We start from the raw sequence: 15,642 nt of genomic DNA, 5'->3' as shown, positions 1-15,642 counted from the left end.
TGATCACCTTTGAAACGAGCCGAGTTGGGCATGTCGATTGACGTCTTTGTAAAGCAAGTACCGGAAACGGCCTGGACCGCCAGCGTAGCAAGCTTGCGGACAAAAAGCGCGCAGCCACATAAAGTCACCGGCTTCCACTTCAACCCAATCGTTGTTCAGCCGGTAGACTGCTTTCCCTTCCAAAACATACAAGCCATGTTCCATCACGTGGGTCTCAGCAAACGGAATGCAGCCACCGGGCTCAAAGTTCACGATGTTGACGTGCATGTCGTGGCGCATATCGCTGGGGTCTACAAAGCGCGTCGTCGTCCAGGCTCCATTGGTGTCTGGCATGGGAGCAACCACAGCATTCTTTTCATGGGTAAACAGGGCGTCGGGCTTTGCAATGCCTTCGACAGCCTCATAGCGCTTTCGAACCCAATGGAAGGTGGCAGCTAGAGAGCTATTGTTGCGCACTTCATATTGGGCTCCAGCAGGCAGATAGGCGTAGCCACCTTCAGTAAGTGTGAAAGCCTCATTGCCCATCGTGATCGTAATCTCACCTTGAACAACGAACATCACGCCCTGCGCTTCAGGATCTGGTTCAGGTTTAAGGGAGCCTCCATCTGGCTGAACTTCCATGATGTACTGCGAAAACGTCTCAGCAAATCCAGAGAGTGGTCGGGCAATAATCCAGGCACGCGTCTTTTCCCAGAAAGGCAGATTTGAGGTCACGATGTCCCGCATCACGCCTTTGGGAATAACGGCATATGCATTAGTAAACACTGCCCGGTCTGTCATGACTTGCGTTTGCGGAGGCAAGCCTCCCGAAGGTGCGTAGAAAGAAGAAGGCGACATGCCCTCAGAAGAGGCATCAAAGGTGCGGGGTGGCAGTGTTTGGGTACTCATATGTAAGTTTACTTCCTTGTACGACACTCACGCTATGGCAGTCCGCGTAAGTGCAGCAACCCGAATTAAGTTGAATTCCTTGCCGGGGAGGTGCACTCGTCGAATTAGGGATCGACGAGGCACTGTTCGAAGCACTGGGCAAATGTGCTGGTATCAACCGTGTCCATTAAGCTCGTCAGCTGGCAGGGCCACCAAACTCCTCCCATCTATCAGTTTAGCCTAATAAATGAGTTGGATTATCAAAATTATTTTGAAAGTATTTCGCGGATAGCCGGAAAAAGAAATAGATACATAAACGACTTTTCAATCAAGAATTACTTATTCAGAAGATGAGTAGAGTATTGAGAACTCTTGTCTTTTAGATACGTCTTCAATCGCTCACTGATGAAATTAAGAAAGAGCCGGATTTTAGGATCTTGATAGCGTTTGTGCGGAAATAGACATGCTAAATGCACATCAGCAGGAGGGGTAGCAGTGCAGACGGCGATAAGGTCTCCACTGAGTAAATGATCGACAACATCAAACAAGGGGGCATTGATGAGGCCGTGATGACCGAGTGCCCAGTTCACCAACACATCGCCGTCATCAGAGGTGAACGGGCCACCAACTGTGAAGCTCTGTAAGCCCTCAGAAGTTTGAAGCGTCCATCGGCTTTCAGCGGAACCGGGAAACTGGAGCAGTAGGCAATCATGCTTTCCGTTTTGGAGATCTGCCCCTTGCTGTGGCTCACCTCGCTGATCAAGATAGGTAGGGGAGGCACACAGTACCCGAGGACAGTCCAACAGGTTTTTCAGCCGCATTTCAGAGTTTGGTAACTGTCCCAGAATGAATGCCAGATCCAAACCTTCTCCAGTAATGTTAAGAGGACGGTCCGAGAGCCTGAGGCGAACATGAATTTCAGGATAAGCATCGTGGAATTCAGGAATAAGCGGTGCGATCAAACGCCGCCCTATGCCGAGTGGAGCAGAAACAAAGATTGAGCCGCGTGGAGTGTGTGTCACCTCCTGAACAGCCGCTTCAGCCTCTTCCATTGCTTCCAGCATTTTACGGGCGCCAGGATAAAAAATGCTACCTTGCTCAGTGGGTTGGATGGTGCGGGTGGTGCGGTTAAACAAGCGAATACCCAGGTGCTTCTCAAGCTCTCCGATACGGGAGGAAGCAACTGCAGGAGAAACATGCATGTCCCTTGCCGCAGCAGACATGCTGCCAAGCTCAAACACGCGCACAAACATCCTGACATTGTTGATGTAAGACATTGCTTTAACTTTGAAATCCCCACCTCTACACGAAACATACCAGCATCAAAGTAGTCTGGATAGGTGTTTTTCATTGCGTGGTGAGTTGGAAATAAAACATAGTTTTACTCCAAGTTGTATTTCAATTTTACTCGTTTAATCCTGTTCTTTCTATGAGTTGCTCTACTTTTGGGTGCTAAAGCTCCTGAGATTCTATGTGGATTGTCTTACCTGCTAGAATTCAGGATCAAATACTATGCATTCACTTGAGGGTGTTACTCGCTCCGATCAATATAGGGCATTGGGTCTCAGTACCTTTGCTTTTACTATCTGTTTTGCAGTTTGGACCATTTTTTCCATCATTGGCGTGCGCATTAAAGGCGAATTGGGGTTGTCCGATACTCAGTTCGGCTTATTGGTTGCCACACCAGTGCTCACCGGTTCTGTGAGCCGCATTTTCCTTGGAGTATGGACAGAGCAGTTCGGTGGACGAATTATGTTCCCACTGCAGATGCTCATTACAGCAGTCTGTGTTTGGTTGCTCACCTCAGTACAAACCTATGAAGTGTTTCTGTTAGCCGCCTTGGGTCTCGGATTGGCCGGCGGCTCTTTTATTATCGGCGTAGCCTATGTCTCCCAGTGGTTTGAAAAAGAGAAACAAGGCACTGCACTTGGTATTTTTGGTGCCGGTAATGTCGGTGCAGCAGTTACCAACTTCGTAGCACCATTTCTGGTCGTAGCAGTTGGCTGGGAAGGCACAGCACGCGTTTATGCAATTGTTTTGGCAGTCACAGCTGTTCTGTTTTATCTGCTCAGTAAAGATGACCCGTCTCAGCAGGAGCGTAAGAAAGAAGGCAAGCAAGCTGTATCTGCAGCAGAACAGCTCGCTCCGTTGAAGAACCTGCAAGTCTGGCGTTTTGCGACCTACTACTTTTTCGTCTTTGGCGCCTTTGTTGCGCTCGCGTCATTCCTACCGCGATACTACACCGGGGCTTACGGACTGGAGCTCACGACGGCTGGCGTTTTCGCTGGCCTTTATTCACTGCCCGGGTCTGTTTTCAGAGCTCTGGGCGGTTGGATGTCAGACAAATGGGGCGCACGCTTTGTCATGTACCTCACATTTATCGTCTCCCTCTTTTGCCTCTTCCTGCTGAGCTATCCAGAAACCTCATATGTTGTCAGCGGTATTGACGGCCCAATCGAGTTTAACTTCGGTCTTGGTGTTGGTGCCTTCGTCTCTGTGACCGTCGTTCTGGGTTTTGTCATGAGCCTTGGTAAAGCAGCGGTCTACAAGCACATCCCGGTTTACTACCCCTATCATGTTGGTGCTGTCGGAGGCCTCGTAGGCATGATCGGCGGCCTTGGTGGCTTCTTCTTGCCAATCGCCTTTGGAGTTCTGCTCGACTGGACTGGCGTTTGGACGGCACCCTTCATGCTTCTCTTCATCATTGTTGCGGTCTCAACTGTGTGGATGCACGTCGCCATCCGCAGGATGGAGCGCAAGCGTTATCCAGAATTGCAAGACGAAACAGATTTGTCTGATCTCCCGGACGAGCCGGTTGAAGGTCCGGACGGACCTGCAGGCGTAGAAAAGTATCCGTAACCAGCGAAGCCCTTTCTGGACATTCGGTCTGGAGAGGGCATGTAGCCAAAAGGAATGAATGTATGTCTGATAACAACACTCAAAAAGGGCACACACTAATTGAATGGCGACCGGATGACCAGGAATTCTGGGAAACCAAAGGAAAGGCGATCGCCTCTCGGAACCTTTGGATCTCTATTCCGGCACTTTTGCTTGCCTTCTCAGTGTGGCTCGTTTGGAGTGTTGTTGTCGCAAGGCTACCCGCCATCGGTTTTGATTATACGACAGACCAGCTCTTCCTGCTGGCTGCTCTGCCAGGCCTTTCTGGCGCGACGCTCAGGATCTTTTATTCCTTTATGGTCCCTATCTTTGGTGGTCGCCTTTGGACAACGCTAACCACAGCATCGCTGCTTCTTCCGGCTCTGGGTATCGGGTACGCAGTTCAGGACCCCACCACGCCTTATAGCATCTTCCTTCTGTTAGCCCTGCTTTGCGGTTTCGGGGGCGGTAACTTCGCTTCTTCAATGGCAAATATCGCATTCTTCTATCCAAAGAAGGAAAAAGGAAACGCGCTTGCGCTCAATGCAGGCCTCGGAAACCTTGGTGTTTCCGTCATGCAGTTTGTGGTGCCGCTTGTCATCACAGCCGGTGTTTTCGGTGCAATCGGTGGTGCTCCTCAAATCCTTGAGGATGGATCCCAACTCTGGATCCAGAATGCTGGCTTTATCTGGGTTCCATTCCTCATCATCGCTACGCTGGCCGCATGGTTCGGCATGAACGATATCGCTGATGCCAAAGCGAGCTTTAAAGAACAATCCATCATCTTCTCAAGAGCGCACAACTGGATCATGTGTATTCTCTACACGGGAACCTTCGGTAGCTTTATCGGCTATTCCGCAGGCTTCCCGCTGCTCATGAAGACACAGTTTCCGGAAGTAAATGCACTCACCTTCGCATTCCTTGGACCACTCGTTGGTGCACTCTCCCGGGCTGGTACGGGTTGGGTTTCCGACAAGTACGGCGGTGGCCGTGTAACCTTCTGGACCTTCCTGTTTATGGCGGTTGCTGTTGGTGGCGTGCTGTTCTTCCTGTCCATCAAAACAGAGCCGGGAGCTTTCTGGGGCTTCTTTGCCTGCTTCATGGCACTGTTCTTCCTGACAGGTGTAGGCAACGCTTCTACATTCCAGATGATCCCGACCATCATGCGCCAACAGGTCGGCCTCTTGATGCCAGAGCTGGATGCAGCAGCTCATCTGCGCCAGTCAGAACGTGAAAGCGCAGCCATCATCGCCTTTACCTCTGCAATTGCAGCCTACGGTGCCTTCTTCATCCCCAAAGCCTACGGAACATCCATCGCCTACACAGGTGGTCCGGATGCCGCGCTTTGGGCCTTTGGCATCTTCTACGTGATCTGTCTGGTGATCACGTGGTTCTTCTACACCCGCAAGGGTGCCTCCGTTCCGTGCTAAGCAAATAACGTGAAGGGCATTTCAGATGTCTCTACTACTCGATAAACTGAACTTCTTCGCAAAACAGGACACTGGTACCTTTGCAAACGGGCACGGTGTTACAACCAATGAGAACCGAAACTGGGAAGACAGCTATCGAAAGCGATGGCAATACGACAAAATCGTACGCTCGACCCATGGTGTGAACTGCACTGGTTCCTGTTCCTGGAAGATCTACGTCAAAGGCGGGATTGTCACCTGGGAAACCCAGCAGACGGATTATCCGCGTACGCGCCCGGACCTGCCAAACCATGAGCCACGGGGCTGTTCTCGTGGTGCCAGCTACAGTTGGTATATGTACTCCGCAAATCGGGTGAAGCATCCACTCATACGCTCTCGCCTCCTCAAGCTATGGCGTAACGAGCGGACAGTGAAATCGCCGGTCGCTGCGTGGGCAGCCATTCAGGATGATCCCGCAAAGCGCGCAGATTACCTGAAAGTGCGCGGACACGGCGGTTTTGTGCGAGCCACTTGGGAAGAAGTCAACGAAATTATCGCAGCAGCAAATGCTTACACTGCGAAGAAATGGGGCCCTGACCGCGTTGTTGGCTTCTCGCCAATTCCGGCTATGTCCATGATTTCTTATGCAGCTGGAACCCGCTATCTGTCTTTGCTCGGTGGCACATGCATGTCGTTTTACGACTGGTACTGCGATTTGCCTCCTGCCTCACCACAAACATGGGGTGAGCAAACCGATGTGCCTGAATCCGCTGATTGGTACAATGCGGGCTTCCTGATGTTGTGGGGCTCCAACGTTCCACAAACGCGCACACCGGATGCGCACTTCTACACCGAGGTTCGCTACAAAGGCACCAAGTCAGTCGTGGTCTGCCCAGATTACTCGGAAGCGGCCAAGTTCTCGGATCTCTGGCTCCATCCAAAGCAAGGCACTGATGCAGCTCTGGCGATGGCCATGGGTCATGTCATCCTTCGTGAATACCATTTAGACAGGCAGGCAAAATACTTCGAGGACTACTGTCGTAAGTACTCCGACATGCCGCTACTGGTTCGCCTCATCAAAAAAGACGGCAAATACATCCCGGAACGCCTCCTGCGTGCTTCCGAATTTGCGGACAAGCTGGGGGAAGAAAATAATCCAGAATGGAAAACCGTCGCCCTGGACCGCAAGTCGAAGAAGATTGTGGTTCCGCATGGCTCCATCGGCTTCCGTTGGGGTGAAAAAGGCAAATGGAATCTTGAAGAAAGAGACGGCGCCGGCAAAGACACGGACCTCGCCATGTCTTTCATTGACAAAGCTGATCATGATGAAGTCGCTGACGTGGCTTTCCCATACTTCGGCAATCGTGAGCATGACCACTTTGCGGGAACCAACCATGAAAGCGTGATGGTGCGCAAAGTCCCCGCAAAGAAAGTGAAGCTGGCGGAGGGCGAAGCGCTTGTCGCGTCCGTTTTCGACCTCTTCATTGCCAACTACGGTCTGGATCGTGGATTAGATGATCCAAACTCTGCAAAGTCTTATGATGAGGAGCTGCCTTACACGCCTGCATGGGCAGAGAAAATTACTGGCGTTCCCAAAGATCATATCATCACAACGGCTCGCGAGTTCGCGACAAACGCTGAGAAGACCAACGGACGTTCCATGGTCATCCTCGGTGCTGGTCTGAACCACTGGTACCACATGGATATGAACTACCGTGGCATCATCAATCTGCTGGTGATGTGCGGCTGTGTTGGTCAATCTGGTGGTGGCTGGAGCCACTATGTGGGGCAGGAAAAGCTTCGCCCACAAACCGGATGGACAGCACTCGCCTTTGCGTTGGATTGGACACGCCCACCACGGCATATGAACTCAACATCCTTCTTCTATGCGCATACAGACCAGTGGCGCTATGAGACGCTCAAGGTAGATGAGATCCTGTCCCCCACAGCCCCGGATGGGGACTGGGATGCGTCGCTGATCGACTACAACATCCGCGCAGAGCGTATGGGGTGGTTGCCATCAGCTCCACAACTTGAAACCAACTCACTTCAGGTTGCTAAGGCGATAGAAGAGAGTGGCAAAGAAGCAAAAGACTATATTGCTCAGGAGCTAAAATCAGGCAGTCTCAAACTGTCCTGTGAAGACCCCGACAACGAGGCCAACTGGCCACGTAACTTGTTTGTCTGGCGCTCCAATCTGCTCGGTTCTTCCGGTAAAGGTCACGAATACTTCCTCCGTCATCTGCTCGGCACTGAGCATGGTGTGCTGGGCAAGGATCTGGGAGAGGAAGGCCGCCAGCGGGCGAAAGAAGCCGTCTGGCATGACAACGCACCGGAAGGCAAACTGGACCTGTTGGTCACGCTGGACTTCCGTATGTCCACCACCTGCGTCTATTCGGATATCGTTCTGCCAACAGCCACATGGTACGAGAAAAACGACCTCAATACCTCGGATATGCACCCCTTCATTCATCCACTTTCCAGTGCAGCTGATCCTGCATGGGAAGCCCGCAGTGACTGGGAGATCTTCAAGGGTATTGCCAAGTCCTTCTCTGAGGTCTCACAAGAAGTTCTCGGCAAGGAAAAGGACGTCGTCCTTGTCCCGATCCTGCACGACACCGCTGGTGAAATCGCCCAGCCATTCGACGTAGCGGATTGGAAGAAGGGTGATATTGATCCGCAACCCGGCAAGACTATGCCAAACGTTGTGGTTGTCGAACGAGACTATCCAAACATCTACAAGCGCTTCACGGCTCTTGGCCCACTGATGAGCAAACTCGGCAACGGTGGCAAAGGCATCAGCTGGAACACCGAACACGAGGTAGACCTCCTCAAAGGCCTAAATGGTGAGGTATTGGAAGACGGGCCAACCAAAGGCTTGGCTAAGATCGAAACGGATATCGATGCAAGTGAGGTTGTCCTGTCTCTGGCCCCGGAAACCAATGGTGAAGTGGCTGTCAAAGCTTGGGCTGCTCTCTCTGAGTTCACTGGCAGAGACCACACCCATCTGGCACTGCCGAAGGAAGAAGAGAAAATCCGCTTCCGCGATATCGTCGCTCAGCCACGTAAGATAATCTCTTCGCCGACATGGTCCGGCATTGAATCTGAGCATGTTTGCTACAACGCAGGCTACACCAACGTGCATGAGCTGATCCCGTGGCGAACGATCTCCGGTCGTCAGCAACTCTATCAGGATCACCTCTGGATGCGTGCGTTTGGCGAAGGCTTCTGCGTGTACAGGCCGCCGATAGACACCAAAGGCGTCAAACCGGTGATCGACGATAAATCTCTCGGCAGAAAGCAATTGGTCCTCAACTTCATCACCCCGCACCAGAAGTGGGGCATCCACTCCACATACACCGACAACCTGTTGATGCTCACGCTCAACCGTGGTGGTCCGGTGGTCTGGATCTCAGAGGTTGATGCGCAAAAAGCTGACATTGAAGACAATGACTGGGTCGAAGTCTTCAACATCAACGGTGCGCTTGTGGCGCGTGCGGTGGTCTCTCAGCGCATGAAGGAAGGCACGATCTACATGTATCACGCTCAGGAAAAGATCGTGAATACACCGGGATCAGAGCTCACCGGACAACGCGGCGGTATCCATAACTCGGTGACCAGAACCGTCACCAAACCAACACACATGATTGGCGGGTACGCGCAGCAATCCTACGGCTTCAACTACTATGGAACGGTTGGCTCCAACCGCGATGAGTTCGTTGTGGTTCACAAACTGGAAAAAGTGAACTGGATGGAAGAACCGCTGGATGACAGTGGTCAGGAGGCAGCAGAATGAAAGTCCGCGCACAAGTCGGAATGGTGCTGAATCTGGATAAATGCATTGGCTGCCACACCTGTTCAGTGACCTGTAAAAACGTTTGGACCAACCGAGAAGGCGTTGAATACGCCTGGTTCAACAACGTGGAAACCAAACCCGGTATTGGTTATCCCAAAGACTGGGAAAACCAAAAGAAATGGAACGGTGGCTGGGTTCGCAAACGCAATGGCAAGATCATTCCCAAGATGGGTGCCAAATGGCGCATTCTGGCGAAGATCTTTGCAAACCCTGACCTGCCAGAAATCGACGACTACTACGAGCCGTTTGATTATGATTACGAGCACCTGCAGGGCGCTCCTGAAAGTGCTCAGTTCCCGACGGCTCGCCCAAAATCAGCGATCACCGGCGAGCGGATCGAAAAAATTGAATGGGGACCAAACTGGGAAGAAATTCTCGGTGGTGAGTTCTCCAAGCGCTCAAAGGATTACAACTTTGAGGGTATTGAGAAGGAAATCTACGGCGAGTTCGAAAACACTTTCATGATGTACCTGCCACGTCTGTGTGAGCACTGCCTCAACCCAACATGTGTTGCTGCATGTCCATCAGGTGCCATCTATAAGCGTGAAGATGACGGAATCGTCCTGATCGATCAGGAAAAATGCCGTGGCTGGCGCATGTGCGTCTCTGGCTGTCCTTACAAGAAGATCTACTTCAACTGGTCCTCTGGCAAATCAGAGAAATGCATCTTCTGCTATCCACGCATCGAGTCAGGGCAGCCTACAGTCTGTTCAGAAACCTGTGTGGGCCGCATCCGTTATCTGGGTGTGATCCTGTACGATGCGGATAAGATCGAAGAAGCAGCCTCTACCAAGGATGAGAAAGACCTCTACGAAGAGCAACTGAAGGTCTTCCTTGATCCGCATGATCCAAAGGTAATCGAACAGGCCCGCAAAGATGGTGTTCCTGAGGATTGGCTCAAGGCTGCCAAGGCATCGCCGATCTATAAGATGGCAATCGACTGGAAAGTGGCTTTCCCACTTCACCCGGAATACCGCACACTGCCAATGGTTTGGTACATTCCACCTCTCTCCCCAATCCAGTCAGCCGCAGAGGCTGGTAAGATCGGTTGGGATGGTGACCTGCCGGATGTCCGGAGCATGCGCATTCCGGTCCGCTACCTCTCCAACCTCCTCACAGCAGGCAAAGACGAGCCTGTTGTCACGGCGTTGGAACGGATGCTCGCCATGCGCTCCTACATGCGCTCCAAGTCAGTTGATGGCGTAGTCAATGAAGCTATCGCTGAACGAGTGGGTCTGACTTCTGAGTTGATTGAAGACATGTACAAGATCATGGCGATAGCCAACTATGAGGATCGCTTCGTCATTCCAACCACTCACCGTGAAGTGTCCGAGGATGCCTACGATGTTCGTGGCTCCTGTGGTTTCTCCTTCGGCAATGGTTGCTCTGGCGGCAGTGATGGAACTGACCTGTTCGGTGGTTCCCGCAAGAAAACTGTCGAAACCCCAACGGATATATTTAAGGAGATGCGCGGATGATCGTCTCCTTAAAAATCCTCTCGCTCTTGCTCAACTACCCGACGCAAGAACTGCTGGATGACCTGCCAGCACTGAAAAAAGCGGTAAACTCAGATCGCTTGCTCTCTGCAAAAGGCCAGAAAATGATCTGCACTCTTTGCGATGATCTGGCTACTAAAGATCTCTATGAGGTGCAGGAAAGATACGTGTTCCTGTTTGATCGGACCCGCTCACATTCACTACACCTGTTTGAGCATGTGCATGGTGAGAGCAGAGACCGCGGTCAAGCTCTCGTCGATCTGCGTGAGATGTACCTGACAAACGGTTTCGCGGTAGAGACCACGGAACTACCTGACTACATCCCATTGTTCCTCGAATATCTGGCGCATCAACCATTTACAGAGGGGCAGGAACTGCTTGGCCAGACTGCGCATATCTTTGAGGCCCTTCGTTTGCGTCTCAAAAAGAAGGGCTCAATCTATGCCAATGTGTTTGGGGTTGTTGCTGAAATCAGCAAAGCGGCACCTTCCAAGGAGCTCCTCTCCAATATTCTTGCAGAGCCCGAAGATGACCCAAATGATCTCGAAGCCATGGATCGCATTTGGCAGGAAGAGGTCGTCAAGTTTGGTGGCAATGCAGGAGAGGGCAGTTGCGGCCCTGATCGCTTAAGAATGCAAATGAGAGCTGCGGACAGACGCCCGCCTGATACCACGACCCAGAACATTCAAGGGGAGAACTAGAAATGTCTGGCTTCTTCAACACGTTGTTCTTTGGAATATATCCATACATCGCCCTCTCGGTTTTGATTGTTGGCACAATCATCCGTTATGATCGTGAGCCTTACAGCTGGCGTGCTGGTTCAAGCCAGCTCCTGCGCCGCAGGCAGTTGGTCTGGGGTTCAGTGCTCTTTCATGTGGGGGTGTTGATCATCTTCTTTGGCCACTTGGTTGGATTGCTGACCCCAATAGTCCTGTTCGATCTGGTGGGTATCAGTCACGGTGCCAAACAGGTTCTTGCTGTCGTCGTCGGCGGTATTGCTGGCCTGATGGCGATTGTGGGTGCAGGGATGCTCATTCATCGTCGCTTGTATGATGCGCGTGTACGAGCAGTCTCCAGCACAATGGACACCTTCATTATATGTCTGTTGGGCTTCCAGTTGCTTCTGGGTCTTGGAACTATACCTGTTTCCCTCATGCATCTGGACGGTGAGGAAATGGTCAAATTCATGAGCTGGGCACAAGGCATCTTCACATTCCGTGGTGATGCAGCAAGCTATGTCGTTGATGCTTCATGGATCTTCAAGTTGCACTTGTTCGTGGGGCTGACGATCTTGCTCATCTTCCCGTTCACACGCTTGGTGCATATGCTCAGCGTTCCGGCAAGATACTTGTGGCGTCCCGGTTACCAGATCGTGCGTGAGCGCAACTCCACCAATTCACGCCATCCTGCTGAGTGAGGTGAAATGGCCAATCTCTACACCAACCCAAATCTGAATGAAGGTGCTCAGGCCGATGCGGATCTGCCGAGCACTAAGGTGCCTCCAAAAAGCAAACCGATCATTACCGATGTGTCGGTCAACGGGGTCCAAATCTCAGAGCAAGACATTCTGGCAGAGGCCCAAAACCATCCGGCTGAGAACCCAGGTCAGGCGGTGCAAGCTGCCGCGAGAGCGTTAGTCGTCCGCGAACTGTTGTTGCAGCAAGCCAAGGCCTTAAACATTGAGGCTGCACCAGAACAGATGGATGACGGAAGTGAGACACCTGAAGATGCAGCGATCAGAGAACTGATTGAGCAGGAGGTCGAGATCCCGACAGCTTCCAAGGATGAGTGCCAGCGCTACTACGAAAACAACAGGACTCGCTTCAGTTCAGAGCCAATCTATGAAGCCAGCCATATCTTGTTTGCGGCTGGGTCAGAGCAACACACTGCCCGCAGTATAGCCAAAGCCCGTGCCCACGATGTCATTAAACTGCTTCAGGACAAACCAGAAGCCTTTGCAGATCTGGCGCTGGAGTACTCCGCTTGCCCTTCAAAAGAAACGGGCGGAAATCTGGGCCAATTGACCAAGGGAAGCACAGTTTCGGAGTTTGAAAAAGCGCTCCAATCGATGCATGCAGGACAGATGACAGGCGAACCTGTTGAGACCAAGTTCGGCTACCACATCATTTTCCTGAACAGGAAGATTGAGGGAAATACCCTGCCATTCGAGCATGTTGAGGAAACCATCAGAGCATGGTTGGAAGCCGCAAGCTGGTCCAAAGCAGTGTCTCAATACATCACTATCCTGGCAGGGTCTGCTGAGATAAAAGGTATTGATTTACTTGGTTCTGACAGCCCGTTGGTTCAGTAAAATTGTAAGTACTTAGCGACGAGTACCTGCTCTTTTATCGATAAACTTGGATAAGCAGTAAGCTATTGATCTCTGGTATTTTCTCCTTCCTTAAATGTGATTAGGGTTATTTCCGGAGTTCTTCCCGTGATGTTCTCGGGATCCTGTGTTCTGGAGAAAAACAATGTCGAAACTGAACTGGGGCTTTCTCGGAACAAGCTTCATCTCGCTGACAATGGCAGACGCTATACAAGCGGAAGGATCGACGCGGATACATTCCGTGGCAGGCCGGTCAGAAGTGCCTCTGAAAGTCTTCGCAGAAAAGTACGATGTTGAGCATACCTTTGATGACTTCAACGAGCTGATTGAAGACGAAGCCGTTGATATCATTTACATCGCTCTCCCAAACCACATTCACCACGAGTACGTGATCAAGGCAGTAAATGCGGGGAAAGCCATTCTCTGCGAAAAGTCGCTGTCTATTGACATGGAAAAAACCGATCAGGCGCTGAAAGCGGTTGCCGAGAACGGTGTATTCTTCGTGGAAGGGTTGATGTATCTGAACCACCCGTTTGCAGCTGCTATTCGCGATGTGGTTGCCTCTGGGGAGTTGGGTGAGATCCAGTCGATTACAGCTCAGTACTGCGCGTCAATTGCCAGGTTCGTGAACCCACACAGCAAGGGGGCACTTTATAACCTTGGTTGCTATCCGACCTCGCTGATGCATCTTCTGTTACAGACTGCATTCCCGACCCATATCTTTGATAATTATAACATATCGGCAATGGGCCGTCGTGGTGCTGATGGGAACATCTGCGAGTCAGCAGCAACGTTGCGGTTGAATAACGGTGTTGTTTGCCAGCTTCACACGGCGGAAGACTACGGTCTGCATGCTGGTTTCACAGTGCTTGGCTCCAAGGCAAGTCTGGTGTTGAATTCCAACCCATGGCTACCGGAAGCTGAGGGGAATATCTTCACGGTCACCCCCTACGAAAAGCCGGGTGACACGCGCACAGTTACGGCAGACGGCAACGCCTTTATTTATCAGGTCAGAGCGATCCGCGAAGCGATCGAAGCTGGCAACAAGGCGCTGGAAAGTCCGGCTCCGAGTGTTGAGGACAGCCGTCAGATCATGCAGATTCTGACTGACTGGGAAGCTGCAACCGTGACTGCCTAAGCGACATGATATTGCAATGTGAGGGGTGCGATTGCACTCCTCTGTGCAGCCTGCGAGGGGTGCCAAAATACTCGCGACTACAACAATTCCCAAATTTTTCTCAGTGATCCGTTGAGGCTTGTATTGCCTGCTCCATGAGCAGCAAGCGTCAATTCCTGCATAAAATCAGCTTGCTACGTGGATGCAATTTAGGCAATCAGAGCAATCACTAGGCGCTGTGTGCTATTTTTCAATCCATGGAAAATATTGCAAAATAATATTGATTGAAATTATTTGACCGAAAAGTAAAATTTCATAATGTTGCTTCGATTCGAGTGTTTTATCGTCACTTAGCTCAATCCACAGCTATATAGTGGTCCAATAATATTTATACAGTCGATAAATAGCTGAATACCATAAGAAAAGTACTGTGTGATCTGCATTAATTTACGTGCCGTCACGCAAAAAATACTTCTGAGGCATCTAGTCATTAGCCGCTTTGTCTCGTATACAGCCATTTTTAATGCCTTCGTCCTGCTCAGGACCTTTTCACTTAAAATGCGAGATAGGGCAGATTGCGGCTGCAGTCTGATCTGCAGCCCTGCACAATTATTGATTTCAGGGGGTGTGCATGTTTGCGACACGTTTGAACGGTTTGGTGAGACGTCATGTTCTCGCAGCCGTAGCTGTTTTTGCGGCCATAATCGCGGTTTATTCACCAGCAAAAGTTTTAGCTGCCGAACCTCTCAAGGTCGCAGCGATTTACACCGTTCCTGTTGAGCAGCAATGGGTTGGACGTATCCACCAAGCGCTCAACGCAGCGGCAGAACGCGGTGACATCACCTATGTCTATTCTGAGAACACAGCCAACACCGACTATGAGCGCGTCATGCGTGAGTACGCCGAAGCTGGTCATCAGCTCATTGTTGGCGAGGCGTTTGCAGTAGAACGCGCAGCGCGCAACGTGGCTGCAGAATACCCGGAAACAGCTTTCCTCATGGGCTCGTCCTTCCCGGCAGCTGAGCCAAACTTCGCGGTGTTCGACAACTTCATTCACGAACCATCCTACCTGTCCGGTATGATCGCAGGTGCGAAATCCAAGTCCGGCAAAATCGGCATGATCGGCGGCTTTGCTATTCCGGAAGTGAACCGTCTCATGCACGCATTCATGAATGGTGCTAAGGCAACCAATCCAGAGGTGACTTTCACAGTCAACTTCATCAACTCCTGGTACGATCCGCCAAAAGCGAAAGAAACCGCTTACGCCATGATCGATGCCGGTGCGGATGTTTTGTATGCAGAACGCTTCGGTGTGTCTGATGCGGCTATGGAAAAAGGTATCTTCGCGATTGGCAATGTGATCGACACCGCTGCCGACTATCCAAACACCATCCTCGCCTCTGCCATCTGGCATATGGAGCCAACAATTGACACTGCGATTGCGGCTGTAAAGGCGAATAACTTCAAGGCTGAAGACTACGGCAAGTACTCCTTCATGGGCCATGCTGGTGGTTCGCTGGTGGTTGATGAAACGCTGGTGGATGCTGACCTTCTTGGCAAGGTCAAAGCTGTCGAAGCGAGCATTCTGGATGGGTCCTTTACCGTTGAGATCAACGACGAAGAGCCAAAATCCTCCAATTAACGCTGATCGGGCCGGGGGATATCCCGGCCCGTCTTCTCCGCCTGCTACG

At 51.4% G+C, this 15,642-nt stretch carries 11 protein-coding genes; 9 read left to right on the top strand and 2 right to left on the bottom strand.

Translation table 11 applies throughout. The annotated features are described in order from the left end of the window. Window positions 1–3: 3 nt before the first annotated feature. Window positions 4–837 carry a bifunctional allantoicase/(S)-ureidoglycine aminohydrolase gene (locus PsAD5_RS25705; protein ID WP_063294387.1) on the bottom strand — a complete coding sequence of 278 codons (834 nt, stop codon included), beginning with the start codon at window positions 835–837 and terminating at the stop codon, window positions 4–6. A gap of 365 nt (window positions 838–1,202) precedes the next feature. Beyond that, window positions 1,203–2,144 carry a LysR family transcriptional regulator gene (locus PsAD5_RS25700; protein ID WP_063294193.1) on the bottom strand — a complete coding sequence of 314 codons (942 nt, stop codon included), beginning with the start codon at window positions 2,142–2,144 and terminating at the stop codon, window positions 1,203–1,205. Between the two features lie 235 nt (window positions 2,145–2,379). Here PsAD5_RS25700 and PsAD5_RS25695 point away from each other — a divergent pair, with 235 nt between their 5' ends. The 9 genes from PsAD5_RS25695 to PsAD5_RS25655 all read left to right on the top strand — a co-directional run bounded on the left by PsAD5_RS25695 (window position 2,380) and on the right by PsAD5_RS25655 (window position 15,593). Then, a complete protein-coding gene (locus tag PsAD5_RS25695; RefSeq protein WP_063294192.1) occupies window positions 2,380–3,726 on the top strand; it encodes an MFS transporter in 1,347 nt (448 codons plus the stop codon). Window positions 3,727–3,788: 62 nt separating this feature from the next. Further along, the gene (locus PsAD5_RS25690; protein ID WP_063294191.1) at window positions 3,789–5,174 is read left to right on the top strand and encodes a NarK family nitrate/nitrite MFS transporter; all 1,386 of its coding nucleotides are present in this window, start codon (window positions 3,789–3,791) and stop codon (window positions 5,172–5,174) included. A gap of 25 nt (window positions 5,175–5,199) precedes the next feature. After that, window positions 5,200–8,949, top strand: a complete 3,750-nt coding sequence (locus PsAD5_RS25685; protein WP_063294190.1) for a nitrate reductase subunit alpha — start codon at window positions 5,200–5,202, stop codon at window positions 8,947–8,949. Next, on the top strand, window positions 8,946–10,487 hold the full coding sequence (gene narH, locus PsAD5_RS25680) for a nitrate reductase subunit beta (RefSeq protein WP_057461585.1): 1,542 nt from the start codon (window positions 8,946–8,948) through the stop codon (window positions 10,485–10,487). Before PsAD5_RS25685 ends, narH begins: the two co-directional genes overlap by 4 nt. Continuing rightward, window positions 10,484–11,206: a nitrate reductase molybdenum cofactor assembly chaperone gene (narJ, locus tag PsAD5_RS25675; RefSeq protein WP_063294189.1), complete on the top strand. Its 723-nt coding sequence runs from the start codon at window positions 10,484–10,486 to the stop codon at window positions 11,204–11,206. The genes narH and narJ overlap by 4 nt, the downstream gene beginning before the upstream one ends. A gap of 2 nt (window positions 11,207–11,208) precedes the next feature. Beyond that, window positions 11,209–11,922, top strand: coding sequence for a respiratory nitrate reductase subunit gamma (gene narI / locus PsAD5_RS25670; protein WP_063294188.1), 714 nt, complete (start codon window positions 11,209–11,211; stop codon window positions 11,920–11,922). A gap of 6 nt (window positions 11,923–11,928) precedes the next feature. Continuing rightward, window positions 11,929–12,816, top strand: coding sequence for a peptidylprolyl isomerase (locus tag PsAD5_RS25665; protein WP_063294187.1), 888 nt, complete (start codon window positions 11,929–11,931; stop codon window positions 12,814–12,816). Between the two features lie 163 nt (window positions 12,817–12,979). Next, on the top strand, window positions 12,980–13,972 hold the full coding sequence (locus PsAD5_RS25660) for a Gfo/Idh/MocA family protein (RefSeq protein WP_084406051.1): 993 nt from the start codon (window positions 12,980–12,982) through the stop codon (window positions 13,970–13,972). Window positions 13,973–14,582: 610 nt separating this feature from the next. Beyond that, window positions 14,583–15,593, top strand: a complete 1,011-nt coding sequence (locus tag PsAD5_RS25655; RefSeq protein WP_063294186.1) for a BMP family protein — start codon at window positions 14,583–14,585, stop codon at window positions 15,591–15,593. The last annotated feature ends 49 nt before the right edge of the window (window positions 15,594–15,642 follow it).

It is taken from the genome of Pseudovibrio sp. Ad5 (assembly GCF_001623095.1).
In the GTDB taxonomy this organism is placed as follows: Bacteria; Pseudomonadota; Alphaproteobacteria; order Rhizobiales; family Stappiaceae; genus Pseudovibrio.
Note: the sequence above shows the minus strand (reverse complement) of the source record. Positions and strands in the feature narration are given on the sequence as shown.

Coding starts and splice junctions, on each gene's coding strand:
- PsAD5_RS25705 (WP_063294387.1), bottom strand. CDS start 837: ATGTCGCCTTCTTCTTTCTACGCACCTTCGGGAGGCTTGCCTCCGCAA.
- PsAD5_RS25700 (WP_063294193.1), bottom strand. CDS start 2,144: ATGTCTTACATCAACAATGTCAGGATGTTTGTGCGCGTGTTTGAGCTT.
- PsAD5_RS25695 (WP_063294192.1), top strand. CDS start 2,380: ATGCATTCACTTGAGGGTGTTACTCGCTCCGATCAATATAGGGCATTG.
- PsAD5_RS25690 (WP_063294191.1), top strand. CDS start 3,789: ATGTCTGATAACAACACTCAAAAAGGGCACACACTAATTGAATGGCGA.
- PsAD5_RS25685 (WP_063294190.1), top strand. CDS start 5,200: ATGTCTCTACTACTCGATAAACTGAACTTCTTCGCAAAACAGGACACT.
- narH (WP_057461585.1), top strand. CDS start 8,946: ATGAAAGTCCGCGCACAAGTCGGAATGGTGCTGAATCTGGATAAATGC.
- narJ (WP_063294189.1), top strand. CDS start 10,484: ATGATCGTCTCCTTAAAAATCCTCTCGCTCTTGCTCAACTACCCGACG.
- narI (WP_063294188.1), top strand. CDS start 11,209: ATGTCTGGCTTCTTCAACACGTTGTTCTTTGGAATATATCCATACATC.
- PsAD5_RS25665 (WP_063294187.1), top strand. CDS start 11,929: ATGGCCAATCTCTACACCAACCCAAATCTGAATGAAGGTGCTCAGGCC.
- PsAD5_RS25660 (WP_084406051.1), top strand. CDS start 12,980: ATGTCGAAACTGAACTGGGGCTTTCTCGGAACAAGCTTCATCTCGCTG.
- PsAD5_RS25655 (WP_063294186.1), top strand. CDS start 14,583: ATGTTTGCGACACGTTTGAACGGTTTGGTGAGACGTCATGTTCTCGCA.